This is a genomic window from bacterium (genome assembly GCA_024742285.1).
Taxonomy (GTDB): domain Bacteria; phylum Myxococcota_A; class UBA9160; order UBA9160; family UBA4427; genus UBA4427.
On sequence record JANSYR010000010.1, the window covers coordinates 44,757 to 64,127 of the forward strand.

Consider the following 19,371-nt stretch of genomic DNA (forward strand, 5'->3'; position numbering starts at 1 on the left):
GCGGCTGAGAGCCGCGAGATACTCTTTGAAGAAAATCTACCCGAAGTTCATTGAATATTGAAGCGTGATTGTTCAGAATAGGGCTCGCCGGGACCCGAGGGCCCGGACCCACCCTCTGGAGGATTCAGACCCATGGCCGACCTGAGTTTCAAGGCCTTCGACGCCGACCATCACTACTACGAGCACGAAGACGCGTTCATCCGCCACATCGACCCCCGCATGAAGCGACGCTGCATGGACTGGGCGGTCGTCAACGGAAGGAAGCGCCTGCTCGTCGGCGGGAAGATCAACAGCTTCATCCCGAACCCGACTTTCGATCCCGTCGCGAAGCCGGGGATCCTCGACGAGTACTTCCGCGGTCGGAACCCGGAAGGGAAGGGGATCGTGGAGCTCTTCGGCGAGCTCGACCCGATCAACCCCGCCTATCGCGATCGCGACGCGCGGATCAAGCTCCTCGATACCCAGGGCCTCGAGGGCTGCTGGCTGTTCCCGACCCTGGCCGTCGGGATGGAGGCCGCGCTCGAGGACGATCCGGAGGCGATGTGCGCCGCGTTCCGTGCGTTCAATCGCTGGATGCTCGAGGACTGGGGCTTCGACTACCAGGGCCGGATCTTCGCCGCGCCGTACATTCCGCTCGCCGATCCCGCCTGGGCCGAGGAAGAGCTCGAGTGGGCGATCGCGAACGGCGCCAAGATGATCTCGCAGACGCCGGGCCGCGTGCGCGGCACGAAGCACGGCTCGCCGGGCGACCCGATCTACGACGGGTTCTGGGCGCGCATGGCCGAGGCGAACCTCACGCTGGGCATCCACTCGGGTGACGCGAGCTACAACGCGTTCGCGGATCAGTTCGGCGTCGGTGGCACGTTCAAGGCCTTCGACTTCGACCCGCTGCGGATCGCCATGTCGGCGGAGCCGGTCGCCGACAAGCTGGCCGCGATGGCCTGCCACGGCGTGTTCACGCGCCACCCGCAGCTGCGCGTCGCGACCGTCGAGTGTGGCAGCCAGTGGGTTCGCGGACTGATCAAGCGTCTCAAGAAGGTCTACGGCCAGATGCCGATGTTCTTCAAGAACGATCCCGTCGAGCAGTTCAAGCGGAACGTCTGGGTGGCGCCCTACTACGAGGACGACCTGGACGAGCTGAAGCAGCTGATCGGTGCGGAACACGTGCTCTTCGGCTCGGACTATCCCCACGCCGAAGGGCTCGCGGAGCCGACGGACTTCATCCACGACTGCGAGGGCTACTCCGACGCCGAGGTCCAGCTCGTGATGCGGGACAACGCGATGGGGCTGCTCCAGCCGGCAGTCGTCTGATCCAGACGATTCGCGCCTGACACCAGAGGCCAGCTCCGACGCCTCCGAGGGCGACGGGGCTGGCCTCTTCGTGTTCTAGCTCCGCTCGAGCCAGCGTCGCGCCGCTTCGAGGCGCTTCTCCAGCTGCACGACGGTCGCCTCCGTCACGCGCTTCAGCCCGACGCGCTTGTTCAGCTCGGCATTCACCTGCGCGTGACCGAGCCGTGTCTTGTGAACGAGGGCGCGGACGATCGCGCTGTTCTGCTCCCGCAGCCGCCGCTTCTTCGAGCGCGGCGACTGGGCCACGATCGGGCTGGGCTCCGGGGTCGGAACCGGATCGTCGAACTCCTGGGCCGTCAGGGTGAAGGGAGCGGGCGTCGGCGCGTCGTCGTCCTCGCCCACGAGGCCGGGGATCGACTCCTCTTCGTCGATCGGGGCGGGGGCCGCCTCTGCCTCCGGGTCTTCCAGGGGCTTCTCGTCGAGGGGGTTGCCGTGCTCGTCGAGGGGCACCGCCTTGATCACCGTGAACAGCGACATCTGGTCCATCTCGGGCGCGGCCCGTTCCTCGGGCGGCTCGTCGAAGAGCTCGTCGTCGGGGCGCTCCGGCTTGCGGAGCGAGTGGCGGCGCTGCTCGGCGATTCCCCCGGCGAAGGCGCGCAGGCGTGGATCGTCGGGGATGAACATGTAGGCGCGTTGTTGCCGCGCAGACGCGGTCGTGCGAACGAGGCGCCCGACGGCCTGTCGGAAGAAGAGGTCGGTGATCGTGTTGGTCGCGTAGACCCCGACCTTGAGGCGCGGGATGTCGACGCCCTCGGAGACCATCCGCACGGCCACGATCCAGGGATCGCTCCCGTCGGTGAAGTCGGCGATCTTCCGGGAGGCGGAAGGGTCGTCGGAGGTCGCGATCGTCGCGCGGACGCCGCAGCGATCCGTGAGCAGCTTCGCGATCCCGCGCGCGTGATCCTGGTCGATCGCGATCACGAGGCCGGCGGCGCGGGGATCGGACTGGCGCAGGTGCATGACCTGGCGGTGGGCCTTCACGAGGACGGCGGGGAGCCATTCGCCCTCGACGTCGAGGGCCGCCCGCAGCCGCTGGCTCGCGCGGGTCCGGCCGACGGGATCGTCGAAGCTCGCGGCGTGGGTCGACCCGTCCGGGGCCGTCCACTCCATCTGGCCGTTGATCCGCGGAAAGTAGACGGGCCGAACGACCTTCCGGTCGCGTAGCGCCTCGCCATAGCCGTATTCATAGTCGGCGTGGGCCTCCTCGCCGACGTACCGGACGAAGGGAATCGCGCTCTGGTCGGAGCGGAAGGGGGTGCCCGAGAGGCAGAGCCGGACGGGGGCGCCTTCGAAGGCGTGCCGGATGCCGTCGCCCCAGGAGCGGGCATCGGCGGCGTGGTGGACCTCGTCGAGGACGATGAAGGCCTGCGAGACCAGCCGTCGCAGCGCGAGCGGGTTCGCTGCGACCTGCTGGTAGGTCACCGCCACCCCATGGACATCCGAGGGCAAGGTCCCGTCGGACGACGACCACTCGGGGTCGAGATGGATGTCGAAGCGTTCGGCCGCGAGCGCCCACTGCAGCTTCAGGTGCTGGGTCGGCACGACGACGACGCAGCGCCGGACTTCGCGTCGGACGAGCGCCCGGCGAATGGCGCCGAGGGCGAACGTCGTTTTGCCCGCACCCGGGGTCGCGACGGCGAGGAAGCTCGAATGCACACGGGATTCGAGCTTGGCGAGCGCCTCTTTCTGCCAGGCGCGAAAGCGGATCTTCGCCGCCACTTCTCTCGCTCAGTCGCTTCGCGCAGCGCCTTCGTGGGGGGGACGAGCGCGCGCATCGATCCGGGGGCGCGCATCCTAGCACCGATCCGCGTTTCGGATCAGCGGCGATCGTCGAGGAAGAGCGCGAAGGGCTACGCGGCATGCCCGTGTCTGCGCGTCCTCTCATCGCGCCGTCGGCGCGCGAAGGGTCCGGCCCTCGTCGTCGGTCACGACGAGCTTGATCGCAGGCTCGAGCCAGGCGTCCGCCGCCTCTTCCCAGGGCACCTCGATCGTCGTGACCTCCTCGGGCGAGAGCGTCCCCGCGGAAACGAGACGCATCACTTCGGGGAGGAGAGCGGCCGAGTCGGCGCGACCGATCTCGAGCCGGAGCCCGAGGGTATAGAGCTTGCCGAGCGGCAGCGGACTCGCCTCTCCCAGGATGTAGGACGCGCTATGGAGTGTTGCGCCCGGCGCCGCGGCATCGACGGCGTAGGCGAAGCCCTCCGGCGAGTTGCCGCAGTCGGAGACCGTCGGGAAGCGGCCGATCCGCTGGCCGGGGGACCAGGCGCAGCCCTCCGCGCCGAGCCGTTCCGCGAGGGCGATCGCCGCCGGGTCGCGTCCCGCCAGGACCACGCGTTTCGCGCCGAGGGCGAAGGCCGACTGGACCGCGTAGAGCGCGATCGCGGGGGAGCCGTGTTCCACCACGAGCACGTCGCCCTCCGGCTGGAGCGTCAGTCCGTCGCGAACGGTCCGGTAGCCGTCGAGGACGTTGTCCGGGAGGCTGGCCAGCGCGGCGGGAGCGCAGTCCGACGGGATCCGCGTGAGCATCGCCTCGGCGTGCGGCACGTACGCGAGGCTCGCGAGCATGCCGCCGTACTCGTGGCCCGAGAGCGGCTCCATTCCGTAGTCCGAGAGGGTCGGGTACGTGTCGCAGAGCGCGGAGCGGCCCCGAACGCAGGGGCCGCAGCGGCCGCAGGAGACCTGGAACGAGATGGCGACCCGGTCGCCGATCTCGAGGCCCTGGACGGCGCCGCCCAGCTCGACGATCTCGCCGATCGCCTCGTGACCGAGCGTGAAGGGCCGCTCGAGGCCGAAGGCGCCATGAACGAGGGGCAGGTCGATCTCGCAGCGCGCCACCGCGATCGGGCGCACGATCGCGTCCTCGTCGGTGCGGAGCGCGGGGTCGGGAAGCTCGCGCCATTCGAGTCGTCGATGTCCGGTACAGAAGAGCTGTCGCATGCCGGCAGTCTTCGGCGAAGTCGGCCCGGGAGCAAACGCGAAGTCTGCACGCGCGCGTGCATGGGACGCAAGCGGGGGGAGGAACGTGGCGCGTGCGTTCGGCGCAAGCGGGGGGAGAGCGCGGCGCGTGCCGGCTCAGCCCGCCTCGAGCGCGTCGACCAGCCAGTCGCGGAGGGCGGTGATCCGAGGGTCGTCGAGGGCCTCCGTCTTGCACACGAGGCAGTAGGTCGCGCGGGACGGACAGGCGAGGTCGAGGGGGGCGACGAGCTCCCCGCGAGCAAGGGCCGGGCCCGCGAGCACGGGGGACGAGAGGGCGATCCCCTGGCCGGAGGCGGCGGCGCTCAGGGCGATGCCCACGTGATCGAAGTGGAGCTCGCTCGGAGGCGCCAGGTCGCGGCAGCCGGCGTGTCGACACCAGTCCCGCCACGCGTTCGGGACCTGCTCGACGTGGATCCAGGGAAAACGGGCCACGTCGCCAGCCGTTCGGAAGGGTGGATCGGCCTCGAGCAGGGTCGGGGCGCAGACCGGGAAGAAGGCGAGGTCGACGATCGGTTCCGCGTGGAGGTCGCCCCAGGGACCGACGCCGAAGCGGATCGCGACGTCGGCCTCGTCGCGTTCGAGATCCGCATAGCGAAGTGTCGCTTCGAGCTCGATCTCGATCTCGGGATGGCGCGCGTGAAAGTCCGGGAGGTTCGGGACCAGCCAGTTCGCGCTGAACGATTCGAGGGTGCTCAGACGGAGCGGCCCCTCGCGACCGCTGGCGGCGCGTCCGAGCGCGGCGAGGTCAGCGAGGATCCGGGTCGCCCGCGGTCGGATGCGCGCGCCCGCGGCGGTGAGGGCGAGGCCAGGATTCAGCCGCTCGAAGAGGGGCTCGCCGAGCAGTTATTCGAGGGACTGGATCTGTCGACTCAGGGCCGAGGGCGAGAGGCCGAGGGCCCCCGACGCCGCCTTGAAGCTGCCGCGCTCGGCGGTCTCCAGGAACGCGCGCAGCGCCTGCGGCGACGCCAGTTCCGCGGTCGGCGCCGCAGCACGGTCGGAGGGCGCCTCGCTACGGGACGATTCCGGCATGCCGGAGGAATACTCCCTCCGGCGCCGGGTCGCTCGTGGATCCGCGTCAGATCCCGTCGATGATCCCGTTGAACGTCGCGCTCGGTCGCATGGCCGCCGTCGCCGTGTCGAAGTCCGGGCGGTAGTACCCGCCGACGTCCTGGGGCGGACCCTGGGCACCGTTGAGCTCGCCCATGATCGTGTCCTCGGCGTCGGCCAGGGCCTTCGCGATCGGCTCGAAGCGCGTAGCGAGCTCCGGATCCTCGGTCTGTCCCGCGACCGCCTGGGCCCAGTACATCGCGAGGTAGAACTGGCTGCCGCGGTTGTCGATCTCGTGGACCTTCCGGGACGGGGCCTTCGCGTTGAGGAGCAGCTGGGCCGTGGCCGCGTCGAGGGTCTTGCCGAGCAGCCGCGCCGCGCCGTTGTCGAAGTGCTCGCCGAGGTGGTCGAGCGAGGCCGCGAGCGCGAGGAACTCGCCGAGCGAGTCCCAGCGGAGGTGTCCCTCCTCCTCGAACTGCTGCACGTGCTTCGGGGCCGAGCCGCCGGCGCCGGTCTCGAAGAGGCCGCCGCCGTTCATCAGGGGCACGATCGAGAGCATCTTGGCCGACGTGCCGATCTCGAGGATCGGGAAGAGGTCGGTCAGGTAGTCGCGAAGGACGTTGCCCGTGACGGAGATCGTGTTCTCGCCGCGGCGGATGCGCTCGACGGAGAATCGCGTGGCGTCGATCGGCGTCATGATCTCGATCTGCAGCCCGCTCGTGTCGTGCTCGGGCAGGTACTGCTCGATCTTCTTGATCAGCTGGGCGTCGTGGGCGCGCGTCGCGTCGAGCCAGAAAACGGCCGGCCAGCCGGTGGCGCGCGCGCGGGTCACGGCGAGCTTCACCCAGTCCTTGACGGCGGCGTCCTTCACCTGGCAGGCACGCCAGATGTCGCCTTCCTCGACGTCGTGGGACATGAGGACGTCTCCGCCGGCGTCGATGATCTCGATCTTGCCGTCGGCCGCGACCTCGAAGGTCTTGTCGTGGGAGCCGTATTCCTGGGCCTTCTGGGCCATCAGGCCGACGTTCGGAACCGTCCCCATCGTCGTCGGGTCGTAGGCGCCGTTCGCCTGGCAGTCCTCGACGACCGCCTGGTAGACGCCCGCGTAGCTCGAGTCCGGGATCACGGCCTTGCAGTCCTGCAGATCGCCGTCCGGGTTCCACATACCGCCCGAGTCGCGGATCATCGGCGGCATCGACGCGTCGATGATGATGTCCGACGGGACGTGCAGGTTCGTGATCCCCTTGTCGGAGTTGACCATCGCCATCGCGGGGCGCTCCGCATAACACGCCTTGATGTCCGCTTCGATCGCCTCGCGCTCGGCATCCGGGAGCGTCGCGATCTTCGACTCGACGTCACCGAAGCCCTGGTTCGGGTCGACGCCGAGCTTCTCGAAGGTCGCGCCGTGCTTTGCGAAGACCGGCGCGTAGAACGCCCTGACGGCGTGGCCGAAGATGATCGGGTCGGAGACCTTCATCATCGTCGCCTTCATGTGGAGCGAGAAGAGGATCCCCTTCGCCTTCGCGTCGTCGATCTGCTCGCCGAGAAAGGCGACCAGCGCCTTCTTGCTCATCCGGGTCGAGTCCATGATCTCGCCGGGAAGCAGCTCGATGTTCTCCTTGAGTACCGTCTTCTCTCCGTCGGAGCTGGTGTGTACGATCGAGACGCTCGTCGCCGCGTCGATCGTGACGGACTGCTCGTTGTGACGGAAGTCGCCGTCGCTCATGGTGGACACGTGGGTCTTGGAGTCGGCGGCCCAGGCACCCATGCGGTGCGGGTTCTGGCGGGCGTACTCCTTGACCGCGTTCGGCGCGCGGCGATCCGAGTTGCCTTCGCGAAGGACCGGGTTCACGGCGGAGCCCTTCACGGAGTCGTAGGTCGCCTTGATCTTCTCTTCGTCGGCGTTCGCCGGCTCGTCCGGGTAGTCGGGGAGGGCGTATCCCTTGCCCTGCAGCTCGGCGATCGCGGCCTTCATCTGCGGGATCGAGGCCGAGATGTTCGGCAGCTTGATCACGTTGGCTTCGGGCGTCTTCACGAGCTCCCCGAGTTCGGCGAGGCCGTCCGCTTCGCGCTGCTCGGGGGTGAGGGCCTCGGGGAAGACCGCCAGGATCCGACCGGCGAGGGAGATGTCCCGGGTCTCGACGGGCACCCCGGTCGCGCCGGCGAAGGCCCGAATCACGGGCAGGAAGGCGTAGGTCGCGAGGGCGGGGGCCTCGTCGGTCCAGGTGTAGATGATCGGCGGGGACTGGCTCATGCTCGGTCTCTCTCTCGGGCGGACGCCCCGGGGATCGGAAAGTCCCTGGGAAATCGCCGCCTTGCAGCTGGTCGGGTCGACACGGATTCAAGAATGGAATCAGGATTGGAACGGCGTTTTGCTTCCGCTCGATCCGATCGACGGCGCGATCGGGGCGGGGCTCGCCGCAACGGGCGCCGAGTGTCTACAACACTTGGCGGCGCGGGACCATCCGGGCGAGGACCGGCCCAGACCCGCGCCCGACGGGCTCGCGGCGTCAGCCGGCGCCGAGATCGGCGAGCAGCCGCGGCTGAACGACCTCGGTCCAGAGGGCGTAGCCCTTCTCGGTGAGGTGGAGCCCGTCGATCCAGAAGAGATCGGCGGGCGGAGCGTCTCCATCGCCGACGTCGAGCATCGGCGCGCCGATGTCCAGCACGGTCATCCGCGGGTCGGCGTCCGCGATCCGCGCGATCCGATCGTTCGTCTCGTCCATCAGAGGCCACAGGTCCCAGCGCAGCCGCGAGGGTTTGATGGTGATGTAGTAGATCGGCAGCGCGGGCTGGTCGGCGCGGACGTGGGCGACCAGCGCCTGGAAGTCGGAGACGACCGTCTCCGGTGTCTTGCCGGCGCCGATGTCGTTGTCGCCGACGTAGATCACGAGGGCGCGGGGCGCGTAGGGCGTGATCACGCGGTCGGCGAAGTGGACGACGTGGGACATGTGCGCGCCGCCGAAGCCTCGATTGAGGACCTGCATCGGCGCCATGTCCCGCTCGAGGGTCTTCCAGAGACGGATGCTCGAGCTGCCGGTGAAGAGGATCCGTCCGGGCTCGGGCGGGGCGGTCGCATCCGCGGCTTCGAAGGCCTCGATCTCGGACGCCCAGAAGTCCGGCTCGTTCATCGCGTCGCCGCGCACGAAGAGATAGAGGGCGCCACCCCCGACCACGAGGACAGCGAGCGCGAGCACGGCGAGCAGGATCTTCTTGAGCATCGGAGGATTCCGCGACCGCGCGGCCTAGCCCTGGATGATCCAGGGCGACGGGAAGTCGTCGGCGCGGAGCAGGGCGTCGGTCCCGCCATCGACGAAGAAGATCGAGCCCACGATGAAGCGTGCCTTGTCGGAGAGCAGGAAGCCGATCAGCTCCGCGATCTCCTCCGGCTTCCCGTTCCGACCGATCGGCATCGGGAACTTGTCCATGTGTTGGCCCAGGATGGGGTCGTTCATTCCTTCTTCGACCATCGCCGTCATCGTCTTGCCCGGCGCGACCGCGTTCAGGTTGATGCCCCGCCCGATCCACTCCTCCTTGACCGCACGGGCGCGCAGCCAGCGGGCCAGCGCCATCTTCGTCGCCGGGTAGGCCGCGATCGAGCCGGTCTTGTCGCCGACCGCGCGGGCCGCCGTCTCGTCTCCCGCGATCAGCGCTTCGACGAGCTCGATCGGCGGGTTGGGCGCGGTGGTCGTCGAGTTCGAGCAGAGGCCGACGACCGACGCCTCTCCGCTCGCGGCGAGGGCGTCGTGGAGGCCCTCGATCAGCTGGATCGTGCCGAAGAAGTTGAGGCTCACGAGGAGGCTGCCCGGGCGATCCGGAAGGCCCGAGAGTCCGGCGCAGGGCACCAGGCCGTCGAGCTTTCCGTCGCATCGCTCGAGGATCCCGGCGATCGCGGCCTGACGGCCATCCGGGCTCGCGAGATCGGCGGTGAAGGACTCGCTGCAGCCCTCGGCGGGGTTCAGGTCGATGCCGATGGTCTTGTGGCCTTCGCGGGCGAGCAGAGCGGCCGTGGCCGCGCCGATCCCGCTGGCGGCGCCGGTGATCGCGATCGTCTTCATGGGGGTCTCCTCCGGAGGGGCGTCGGAGCGACGCCGACGGGCGAACCAGACTAGCCCTCGCTCGCGCGAGTCGCCCGGGACCTCCCGAGTGGCCCCTCGGATCCGTTACCCTCGCTCGACCACGCATCGCAAAGGAGGCGCCCCTCGCCATGAGCCACCCCGACGTTCAGCTCCCCGGCCGCTTCACCCCGCAGCAGGCCGCCGATCTCGCCGAGATCCAGCAACGGATCTTCTTCTACGGCTGGTGCATCGACCACCGCCGCTTCGACGATCTCGACGGCGTCTTCCTGCCCGACTCCGTCATCCACTACGACACCGACGGCGGCAGCAAGGGCCCCTGGACCGAGATGAAGCCCTGGCTCACCAAGCTGTCGGTCTTTCGCTGTACGCAACACAACATGTGCAACCCGATGGTGCGCTTCGACGAGAGCGGCGACCGAGCCTGGTCGACGACCTACGGCTACCTGATGCACATGCAGGAGACGACGAGCGGCGAGAAGAGCGTGATGAAGCACTCGGCGATCTACCGCGACGAATGGCGGCGCATCGACGGCGAGTGGAAGATTCTCGCGCGAACGCTCTCGGACGTGGGCGTCGAGGGCACCGTCCACTTCGACGGCGTCGTCGGCTACGACGCGCCCGTCTCGTGGTAGCCCCGGCTCGCGTCTAGCCGCCTTCGGTCGGCGGCGTGTACCAGATCGGCGACGAGTAGGCGCGGTCCTGGTTGACGATCGCCTTCGCCTCGTCGGGGAGCGCCGCGCCGAAGGCCGCTGCGTCGTAGTCGCTCCAGCGCGGCGTCGGAATCTCGAGGACACGGACGTAGTAGAAGGCCGCCTCGGCGGGATCGAAGTCCGGGTCGCGCCAGACCGTCGACAGCTCCGCCGCTCCGATGGCGTTGGTGTAGCTCGCGTTCGCGAGATCACGGGTGTCGCCGACCGGATCGAGCTTCCCGTTTCGGCGGATGCGGCGACGGTCCCGTCGATTCGGATCGTTCTTCGACCAGTCGATGTCGTAGACCCGCTCGTGGGTCTCGCCGGACGCGTCTCGCCATCCCTTCACGACCTGGAGACGATCGAGGTTCGCGCCGATCGGGTCGCGCTGGGCGGCGATCAGGAAGGAGGGCACGCTGCCGCGGGGCCTCTCGCCGAGCGCCCCGCCCATCGGCACGCCCTTCGCGTAGCCGAGCCGCGCGGGGTCCGAGGCGTCGGCGTCCTCGTCGCCGAAGGCCCAGCCCCCGAAGAAACGCAGCGTGATTCGCGGCCCCGTGGTCGCGTAGACCTCGCGCCGGGCCATCGCGTCCCAGATCGCCTCGCGCGTGTTCTCCGTCGCCCAGACCGCGGCATAGCCCGAGGCGGCCTGCTGCCAGCCCATGATCGTGATGTCCCCGGAGTGGCCGACGGGGCTCGTGGGGCGCCGTGCGCTCGGCTCCTGCCCCGCGCTGTGCTTGCCGAAGAAGTTGGCTTCGTCGGCGGTTGCGAGCGCAGTATGGGAATCCGTCGAGCCGATCATGCCGAAGCGGAAGGGGTTCACGCCGAGCTCGCCGTAGAGTCGCAGGCCGACCCGGAGCGCCGAGCGCGCGTATTCGTACTGGAACATGTCGTCGGTCTTCGGCACGCCGGCGAAGTTCGCGAGGTCCCAGCTCTCGTAGTCGGCGAACTCGTCGTCCGGCGAGAGGAAGGGGTGGGTCTCGCCGTCGCCCTTGATCTGGGTGACCTCGACGAGCGGCTCCCAGCGCGCGCGTCGCTTCGCGTAGTCGGCATCGATCGGCTCGCCCGCCCGGGTTTCGGGGAGGAACATCAGGCCGTTCGAGAGGTTGCCGTTGTGCGGAATCGCCAGGACCTTCCCACCGGTCTCCGCCTCGTAGCGCCCGAGCGCGGCCCAGAGGTCCTCGGGGTCGTCGCTCATGAACGCCGAGAAGGGGAGGCGGTCCTTCAGACGATCGGCGCCGTCGCGATAGACGACGACGCGGTGCAGGTTGCTGCCGCCGGGCCAGGACGTCCACTCGTACCCGATGAACGCGGTGAAGCGGCCCGGCGCGTTGTGGCGTTCGGCGGCCTCGACGACCTGGCTCCAGGCGGGAGCGACGATCTCGGGATCGTTCAGCTCGGTGGGCCAGCCCTGCATTCGGCCCTCCTCGGAGATCGCGAGGCCCGCCTTCGCGCCGCCGACCTCGACCAGCAGGCGGCGCCACTCCTTCAGCCGGTCGTTGGCGAGGAGCTTCTCGTTGCCGGCGACGAGTGCGTCCATCGAGCCCAGGCCGTTGGCGTGATCGGCGATCACGAGGAAGTCGAGCGGTCGGTCCAGGCGGGCCTTCTGGCCGTGGGTCGCGACGAGGGTCTCCCCCTTCGCGAAGCGGTAGGCGTCGTCGGAGTCGAGGGTCACACCGAAGCTGTAGGCATCCTGGGAGAGGCGGGTGTGGAGGTGGGTATCGCCCCAGAGCGGCGTCCGGGGGATCGGCGCATGGGCAGGCGTCGAGTACGGCGCCAGCGGCGCGGGGGCGGCGGATCGGGCGGTGGCTTCGTCCGGGACGGCGGGGTCGTCCGCGGCGGCGGGCGGCGCGGCGCAGGCGAGGGCCAGCAGGAGGGCGCGCGCGACGGCGTCCAGAGGGATCGGGGAAACGATTCGCACGCGAGGGCCTCCAGGCGCGCCAGCGGCGACGCGCGGTCGCGATGGTAGGGGATTCGTCGACTTTTCACGGTGCCATCGACGTGGGATGATCGGAGGCGCGGCGCCACCGCGGGTGCCGGCGGGAGGGAATGCGTGGCCGAGGAATACGATGTCTGCGTGATCGGGACCGGCGCCGGGGGCGGGGTCATGATCGACCAGCTGACGGCGGCCGGGTTCCGGGTGGTCGCGCTGGAGCGAGGGGGGCGCGTCGGCCCCCTCGACTTCGACGACGACGAGCTCAAGAACGTGATCCGTGATCAGGTCTTCTCGCCCCATCAGCTCGAGACCTATCGGTTCGACGCGGAGAGCGATTCGATCACCGGCCGATTCAGCCATCTCGCCCACTGCGTGGGCGGAACGATGACCCATTGGGCGGCCTGGTCCTGGCGTTTCCGACCCGACGATTTCGAGGTGCTCTCGAAGGAAGGGCCGCTCGCCGGCGCCAACCTCGCCGACTGGCCGATCAGCTACGACGAGCTCGAGCCCTTCTACACGAAGGCGGAGCAGGACTTCGGCGTCGCCGGGGATCACACGATGAACCCCTTCGGCGCGCCGCAGAAGACGCCGCTCCCCAATCCGCGCCATCCCGAGCGGGTCTCCGCGAAGAAGTTCGCGGCGGGCGCGAAGAAGCTCGGCTACCACCCCTTCCCCGTTCCGAAGGCGATCAATTCGCGGCCCTACGGCGGCCGGCCGCGTTGCATGTACGGCGGGGCGTGTCGGGCCTACGGCTGCCCGATCCACGCGAAGGCGACGACGCTCTCGGTCTCCCTTCCTCGGGCGGAGCGAACGAAGAAGCTCGACCTGCGGATCGAGGCGATGGTCTACGAGCTCCCCGTCGACGACCGGGGTCGCGTGACCGGGGCGCGCTACCTCGACGCGAAGGGCAACGCCCACGAAGTGCGCGCGCGACACACGATCGTGTCGGCCGGCGCGATCGGCACGCCCCAGCTCCTGCTCCTGTCGAAGTCGAACCGGTTCCCGGACGGCCTCGCCAACGGTTCGGGGCAGGTCGGGCGAAATCTCACGTTCCACCATCATCCCTCGGTGGTCGGCGTCTTCGACGAGGACCTCCGGACCTATGCCGGCTTCGAGAGCCACGCGGCCTTCGACGACCTGCATGCGAGCGATCCGAAACGCGGCTTCATCCGGGGTGGCGTGGTCGGCGAGCTGAACACGTTCACCCATCAGCCGATCGCCTACTCGGTCGTTCTCGCGGGGGATCACCGCTTCGGATCGAGCTGGGGAGCCGGGCTCAAGGATCGGATCCGGGCGTTTCCGCGGACGCTGACCCTGGCGTTGATCGGGGAGGAGATGCCGATGGAGGAGAACGGCGTCGACCTCGATCCCGAGGTCGAGGATCGTTTCGGGCTGGCCGTCCCGCGCGTCACGAAGCGCCACCACGAGAACGACCTCGCGATGTACGAATGGTACGAGAAGAAGCTCATGGAGGTGGCGGAGGCCGCCGGGGCGAAGCACGTCGCCCCCGGTCGCAATCCCGAAGTCCACATCTCGAAGACCCAGGCCCAGAAGGGCAATGCCCACAATCACGGGACGGCACGCATGGGCAACGACCCCTCGAGGTCGGTCCTCGACAGGTGGTGCCGGAGTCACGAGGTGCCGAACCTGTGGGTGGTCGACGGGAGCTTCATGCCGACGACGGGCGGTTACAACCCGACGCTCACCATCCTCGCCAACGCCTATCGCGTCGCGGACCACTTCATCCGCGAAGCGAAGAAGGGATCGATCTGATGTCCCACGAAGACCAGCGACGCGACGTTCTCGATCGGCGGGCCTTCCTCCAGCGGGGCGGGATCTACGGCGCGGGCGTGCTCGTCGCGCTCCACCTTCCGCGACCCGAGGCGGCCCGGGCCGCCGCCGAGAGCACCGCGCCGGTCGTCCTGTCCCAGGCGGAATGGGCGACCCTCGAGGCCGCGACGGCGCGGATCATCCCGACCGATCGAGAGCCCGGCGCGAAAGAGGCCAACTGCGTGAACTTCATCGACAAGGCCCTGGCGAACGAGGACGCCGCCGCCGTTCCGCTCTACAAGGGTGGGCTCCCGGCCCTAGACGGGGTCGCCCGCACCCGTCACGGGAAGGCGTTCGTCGAGCTCACGCCGGCGGAGCAGGATGCGGTGCTCGGGGATCTGGAGAAGGGCGCTGCCGCCGAATGGACGATCGGCGGGCAGCTGCCCTCGCCCGTGTTCTTCGAGACGTTGCGGGTGCACACGATCGTGGGGTTCCTCGCGGATCCGTCCTACGGCGGAAACGCCGATTACGCCGGTTGGCGGGTCGCCGGCTATCCCGGGCCCCGCCATCGCCGGGGCGGCTTCACGCCGGATCAGGTCGAGGGCAAGGCGCCGGTCGTGCCCGTCTGGGAGCGCTAGGGCAGCGGGCGTGGCCGAGGCGCGCAGGGGAGCGGTCTTCACAGGCGGGATCCGGAACCTAGGGTCCGGCAGGCCGCCTGATGGCCGCCGGAGCATCCCGTGCCCTTCGAACCCCTCGAATACGCCCAGGAACAGCTGGTGCCGATCCTCGACGTCCTGCGCGAGAGCGCGGAAGCCGAGGGCAAGGCGGATCAGGCGGCGTTCTTCGGGCGCATCCACGCCGGCATGACGAACGCCCATGACGCAGTCGATCTCGCGGAGCCCTTCATGGAGCTCTCGGCGAGCGCGTTCATGGGCTTCGATCTCAGTCCGCCGGTCGCGATGCTCCTCGACCAGTTGCTGCTCCATGCCAGCCAGCTCTCGGAAGTCCTCTCTCTCGACGAGGGCGAGATCCACTAGCTCCGGGGCTCCCCACCCGCCCGCCGTCTCGTTAGAGTTTCGGTTCGGCGCCGTTCTGCCCGTGCGGCGCTCCAGGAGATTCCATGCGCTTCGCCTACCACGCCACGATGTGCAACCCCGACTTCTACCTGCCGCTCGCGCTCGCGTGCGAGGAGGCGGGGGTCGATACGTTCACCCTTCCGGACAGCATCTGTTATCCGGAGGAGTCCGACAGCAAGTACCCCTACAACGGGACCGGCGATCGGGAATTCCTCGAGGGCGTGCCCTTTCTCGAACCCTTCGTCGTGGTACCGGCCATGGCGGCGGTGACCGAGAAGCTCCGCTTCTCGACCTCCGTCTACAAGCTCGCGATCCGCCAGCCCGTCGTCGTAGCCAAGCAGCTCGCCTCGCTCGGGACGATGTTCCCTGGTCGCTTCACCTTCGGCGTCGGGATCAGCCCCTGGCCCGACGACTTCGCCGCCTGCCAGATTCCCTGGGAGAAGCGCGGGAAGCGGCTCGACGAGATGCTCGACATCCTGCGCGGTCTGATGACGGGCGACTACTTCGGATACGACGGCGAGATCTTCCAGATCGACTCCATGCAGGTCACGCCGGTCCCGAAGGTCCCGGTTCCGATCCTGATCGGCGGCCACGCGAAGCCGGCGCTTCGCCGCGCGGCGCGCGTCGCCGACGGTTTCATCCACGCGGGCGGCTCCTACGAGGACCTCGCGGCGATGGTCGACGAGATCGACGGCTACCGGAAAGAGTACGGGCGCGAGAACGAGCCCTTCGAGTACCAGTCGATGGGCGCCGAGGCGTTCAGCGTCGACGGTGTGAAGCGGCTCGAGGACCTCGGCGTGACCGAGGCGATCTTCGCCTTCCGCAACCCGTACGACGGGACCCCGGACACGCAGACCCTCGACGAGAAGATCGCCCAGATCAACTGGTTCGCGGAGAACGTCATCCACAAGGTGCGCTAGCGCGGGCGCGGCGTTGGCCGCGCCCGGCACGCCGGGGCATCATCCCGCCGCCATGACGTCCCGAATCGAGACCGCCCTTCAGACGCTGCTGGACGACGAGCTGATCCAGTACGTGCTCCCGATCTTCTTTCTGGCGATCGTGGTGGAGGCGATCTGGTCGGCGCGCGCGAGGCGGGGCCTGTATCACGGCCGCGACTTCATTGCGTCCCAGTGCATGCTGATCGGCTCGGTCCTGATCGAGATCGTGCCGAAGACGCTGCTGATCGCGCTCATGTCCCTGATCCACGAATGGAGTCCGCTGCGGGACGTCGTCGGTCGACAGCCCTGGGCCTGGGTCGTCCTCTTCCTTCTCGACGACTTCACCTACTACTGGTTCCACCGCCTGAACCACGAGGTCCGGTTCTTCTGGGCGGGTCATGTGAATCATCACTCGTCGGAGTACATGAACTTCGGCACGGCGCTCCGACAGGGCGTCGTCGAGCGGGTGTACAAGCCCGCTTTCTGGCTCTGGATCGCGGCGCTCGGTTTCGATCCGGCGATGATCCTGCTCATGATGGGCGTCAATCTGACCTATCAGTTCTGGACGCACACCGAGGCAGTCCGTCGGTTGCCTGCCTGGTTCGAAGCGGTCTTCAACACCCCGTCTCACCATCGCGTCCACCACGGTTCGAACACGCGCTATCTCGACCGGAATCACGCCGGGGTGTTGATCGTCTGGGACAAGCTCTTCGGCACCTTCAGTCCGGAGCTCGACGAGGAGCCGGTCGTGTACGGCCTCACGAAGAACCTCGGGACCTTCGACCCGTGGACGGTGCTCGTCCACGGTCACGCGTCGCTCTTCCGCGACATGCGACGGGCGGGGAGCCTCCGGAAGGCGCTCCGCTACTTCTTCGACGCGCCCGGCTGGAGCCACGACGGACCGGACGAGCGGGCGAAGACGCTCCGGGCGGAGGCGGGGTTGTGACGGAGGAGGCGAGCCTGCCGTCGGTCGAGCTCGAGCGCGCGTGGAGCGCGCTCTCGGGCGGGTTCGAGGTCGAGCCGGGCGTGACGGGTCTGCTCCATCAGACCGTCCGCCTGAATGCGAACGCGGGCGGGCGTTTCGTGCTCCAGCGCGTGAGCGACGTCTTCTCGCCGGCGATCCAGGACAACATCGTGGCGGTGACGCGACACCTGGCGTCGCGCGGCTTCGAGACCTTCGAGCTGGTCGCCACGACCGACGGCAACTTCAGCCTGGATCTCGGCGCGGCGGGGCGCTTCCGCCTGTTGACGCGACTCGAGGGCGTGAGCTTCCACCGCCTGCAATCCACCCCGCAGGCCCGGTCCGCCGGGGCGCTCGTCGGTCGCTTCCACGCGGCCCTCGACGATTTCGACGCTCCCCTGGCGCCGATGGGCATTCCGTTTCGAGACACGCCCCTCTATCGCCGGCGTCTCGTCGAGGCGCTCTCGGCGCATGCGGATCACGATCGACGGGCGGACGTCGCGGGCCTGCACGCACGCATCGAGGCGGGCTTCGCGGCGCTCGGGGAGGTCCCCGCGACGCGGGATCGCGTGATCCACGCCGACCTCAAGATCTCGAACGTCCTCTTCGCCGGCCAGGAGCCGCCGGCCCGCCACGAGGCGGTCGCGTTGATCGACTTCGACACGCTGATGCGGGCGCCGCTCCACAGCGAGTGGGGGGACGCCTGGCGGTCGTGGTGCAACCGGCGAGGCGAGGACGAGCGGGAAGCGGTCTTCGACCTCGAGGTCTTCGAGGCGTCGATTCGGGGCTTCGCCCAGGGCTACGGTCGCCCGATCGATCGCGCGGAGCGCGATTCGCTCGTCGATGCGACGGAGCGGATCGCCCTGGAGCTGGCCACGCGCTACGCGACGGACGCACTCGAGGAATCCTACTTCGCCTGGGATCGCGACCGGTTCCGTCGCGCGACGGATCACAACCTCGTGCGAACGGAAGGCCAGCTCTCCCTCGTCGAGGCCGCGCGAAGCTGCCGCGATGCGCGCGTCTCGATCCTCGAGTCGGTCTTCCCCGTCGAGGATGGGGCCTAGGGCCTGCGCGCGACTTCAGCGCCGCGGGCGGGGAGCGCGACGGTCACGCGGGTCCCGCGTCCCTCGTCGCTGTCGATCGTGAGCCGGCCATCGTGGTCGGCGACGATGCCGTGCGAGACGGAGAGCCCGAGTCCGGTCCCACCTGCGTGCAATCGGGTCGTGAAGAACGGGTCGCGGGCGCGCGCGAGCACGTCCTTCGACATGCCGATCCCGTGATCGCGGACGGTGCACTCGACCTCGGTGCGAAGGTCGTCTGCGATCCAACGCGTCGTGATCTCGATCCGGCCGCCGGCCGAGCTGGCGTTCGTAGCGTTCTGGATCAGGTTCAGAAGGACCTGCGCGAGCTCCGTGGCGTTCCCGTCGATCGCGGGGAGACTCGCGTCGAGGTCGACCTCGAGCTCGACACCCGCACCGCGCGTCTGGTGGCGTGCGTCGTCGCGCGCGCGTCGCACGACGTCGTTCATCGAGATCGAGCGCTTCTCCGAGGACTCGTTGCGACCGAAGCGCAGCATGCTCTTCACGATGTGGCTGCACCGCTCGACGTCCCGCCGGATGCCGGCCAGGGCCTCGTCCCGTTCTTCCTCGTCGGTCGTGAGGGCCGCCATCTCGGTTCCGATCAGGATCGTACCGAGGGGGTTGTTCAGCTCGTGTGCGAGGCCCGCGGCGAGGGTGCCCAGCGCGGCGAGCTGTTCGTTGCGGCGTGCGTCCTCTCGGGAGGCCTCGAGCTCACGTGTCCGTTCGGCGACGAGGGCTTCGAGGCGTTCACGGTACGCGGCGAGCTCCGCCTGCTCGAGCTTTCGGTCGCTGATGTCGTGGGTCACGGCGAGCTGGGCCACGATCCGGCCATTCTCGTCCTCGAGCGGCGCTGCGAAGGTCTCCATCTGGCGATGGGTGCCCTTGCAGCCCTCGATCTCGAACTCCAGCCGCGCGTGCTCTCCCTCGAAGACGCGCTCGTTCAGCGCGATGAACGCCGCGCGATCGCGGGGCACGACGAGGTCGTAGACGCACGCCCCGATCATCTCTTCCTCGCGATCGGCCTCGATCATCGCCAGTCCGGCGGGATTCATCGACAGAAGCGAACCGTCACGCGCGACGAGCTTCACGCAGGCGGGCTCCGACTCGAAGATCGTCCGATAGCGCGCCTCGCTCTCGATCATCGCTTCGACGAGTGCGTCGCGGTCCGAGCGAGTCGGCCGGTCGTCGTCCTCGATCGACGGTCGGCCGCCGAGTGCATGCGCGTCGGGCCGTTCGGCGTGCTCGGAGTCACGTCGCTGGGACAATCCGGGCCTCCTGTCCGGGGAGCCTGGATCCTCGCACGCCGTCGGCCCGAGGTCATCCGTCCCGCGTGGGCGATCGCTGACCCGTGTTCGCCGAAGCCGGGGGAACACCTGTCTTCCAGCGCGGGTCTTCTCCCCGGGAAGCCCGCGATTGATCCGATCCGCGGGATCCCGCACTCTACGCCGGAGTGGGGCGTTCCTCGAGCGACGC

General features: G+C 68.9%; 17 protein-coding genes. 8 read left to right on the plus strand and 9 right to left on the minus strand.

The window, feature by feature from the left end:
- Positions 1-132: 132 nt before the first annotated feature.
- Entirely contained in the window at positions 133-1,311 is a 1,179-nt protein-coding gene (locus NXI30_17980; protein ID MCR9096118.1) for an amidohydrolase, read from the plus strand.
- Between the two features lie 75 nt (positions 1,312-1,386).
- On the opposite strand, the gene NXI30_17985 is transcribed toward NXI30_17980, so the two are convergent.
- From NXI30_17985 to NXI30_18015, 7 genes are all read right to left on the minus strand, one after another.
- Complete coding sequence (locus NXI30_17985) at positions 1,387-3,069, minus strand: DEAD/DEAH box helicase family protein (protein ID MCR9096119.1); 1,683 nt, start codon at positions 3,067-3,069, stop codon at positions 1,387-1,389.
- A gap of 162 nt (positions 3,070-3,231) precedes the next feature.
- Positions 3,232-4,287: an alcohol dehydrogenase catalytic domain-containing protein gene (locus NXI30_17990; protein MCR9096120.1), complete on the minus strand. Its 1,056-nt coding sequence runs from the start codon at positions 4,285-4,287 to the stop codon at positions 3,232-3,234.
- 135 nt (positions 4,288-4,422) lie between these two features.
- Positions 4,423-5,082, minus strand: coding sequence for a LysR substrate-binding domain-containing protein (locus tag NXI30_17995; GenBank protein MCR9096121.1), 660 nt, complete (start codon positions 5,080-5,082; stop codon positions 4,423-4,425).
- A gap of 87 nt (positions 5,083-5,169) precedes the next feature.
- Positions 5,170-5,355: a LysR family transcriptional regulator gene (locus NXI30_18000; protein ID MCR9096122.1), complete on the minus strand. Its 186-nt coding sequence runs from the start codon at positions 5,353-5,355 to the stop codon at positions 5,170-5,172.
- Between the two features lie 46 nt (positions 5,356-5,401).
- The gene (locus NXI30_18005) at positions 5,402-7,627 is read right to left on the minus strand and encodes an NADP-dependent isocitrate dehydrogenase (protein MCR9096123.1); all 2,226 of its coding nucleotides are present in this window, start codon (positions 7,625-7,627) and stop codon (positions 5,402-5,404) included.
- 256 nt (positions 7,628-7,883) lie between these two features.
- Positions 7,884-8,594, minus strand: coding sequence for an SGNH/GDSL hydrolase family protein (locus NXI30_18010; protein ID MCR9096124.1), 711 nt, complete (start codon positions 8,592-8,594; stop codon positions 7,884-7,886).
- 24 nt (positions 8,595-8,618) lie between these two features.
- The gene (locus NXI30_18015) at positions 8,619-9,431 is read right to left on the minus strand and encodes an SDR family oxidoreductase (protein MCR9096125.1); all 813 of its coding nucleotides are present in this window, start codon (positions 9,429-9,431) and stop codon (positions 8,619-8,621) included.
- Positions 9,432-9,580: 149 nt separating this feature from the next.
- On the opposite strand from NXI30_18015, the gene NXI30_18020 reads away from it, so the two are divergent.
- Positions 9,581-10,084 carry a nuclear transport factor 2 family protein gene (locus tag NXI30_18020; GenBank protein ID MCR9096126.1) on the plus strand — a complete coding sequence of 168 codons (504 nt, stop codon included), beginning with the start codon at positions 9,581-9,583 and terminating at the stop codon, positions 10,082-10,084.
- 13 nt (positions 10,085-10,097) lie between these two features.
- On the opposite strand, the gene NXI30_18025 is transcribed toward NXI30_18020, so the two are convergent.
- On the minus strand, positions 10,098-12,059 hold the full coding sequence (locus NXI30_18025; protein MCR9096127.1) for a DUF3604 domain-containing protein: 1,962 nt from the start codon (positions 12,057-12,059) through the stop codon (positions 10,098-10,100).
- A 132-nt stretch (positions 12,060-12,191) separates the two neighbouring features.
- Between NXI30_18025 and NXI30_18030 the strand changes: the two genes are divergently transcribed.
- The 6 genes from NXI30_18030 (at position 12,192) to NXI30_18055 (ending at position 17,883) form a co-directional block, all read left to right on the plus strand.
- Positions 12,192-13,847 (plus strand): GMC family oxidoreductase, encoded by a 1,656-nt coding sequence (locus NXI30_18030; GenBank protein ID MCR9096128.1) that lies wholly within the window; start codon positions 12,192-12,194, stop codon positions 13,845-13,847.
- Entirely contained in the window at positions 13,847-14,482 is a 636-nt protein-coding gene (locus tag NXI30_18035) for a gluconate 2-dehydrogenase subunit 3 family protein (protein ID MCR9096129.1), read from the plus strand. Before NXI30_18030 ends, NXI30_18035 begins: the two co-directional genes overlap by 1 nt.
- A 99-nt stretch (positions 14,483-14,581) precedes the next feature.
- Positions 14,582-14,881 carry a hypothetical protein gene (locus tag NXI30_18040; protein ID MCR9096130.1) on the plus strand — a complete coding sequence of 100 codons (300 nt, stop codon included), beginning with the start codon at positions 14,582-14,584 and terminating at the stop codon, positions 14,879-14,881.
- A gap of 83 nt (positions 14,882-14,964) precedes the next feature.
- The gene (locus tag NXI30_18045; protein MCR9096131.1) at positions 14,965-15,840 is read left to right on the plus strand and encodes a TIGR03619 family F420-dependent LLM class oxidoreductase; all 876 of its coding nucleotides are present in this window, start codon (positions 14,965-14,967) and stop codon (positions 15,838-15,840) included.
- Between the two features lie 52 nt (positions 15,841-15,892).
- Positions 15,893-16,804 carry a sterol desaturase family protein gene (locus NXI30_18050; protein MCR9096132.1) on the plus strand — a complete coding sequence of 304 codons (912 nt, stop codon included), beginning with the start codon at positions 15,893-15,895 and terminating at the stop codon, positions 16,802-16,804.
- Positions 16,801-17,883 carry an aminoglycoside phosphotransferase family protein gene (locus tag NXI30_18055; protein MCR9096133.1) on the plus strand — a complete coding sequence of 361 codons (1,083 nt, stop codon included), beginning with the start codon at positions 16,801-16,803 and terminating at the stop codon, positions 17,881-17,883. The genes NXI30_18050 and NXI30_18055 overlap by 4 nt, the downstream gene beginning before the upstream one ends.
- On the opposite strand, the gene NXI30_18060 is transcribed toward NXI30_18055, so the two are convergent.
- Positions 17,880-19,163: an ATP-binding protein gene (locus NXI30_18060; protein MCR9096134.1), complete on the minus strand. Its 1,284-nt coding sequence runs from the start codon at positions 19,161-19,163 to the stop codon at positions 17,880-17,882. The genes NXI30_18055 and NXI30_18060 overlap by 4 nt on opposite strands.
- Between the last annotated feature and the right edge of the window lie 208 nt (positions 19,164-19,371).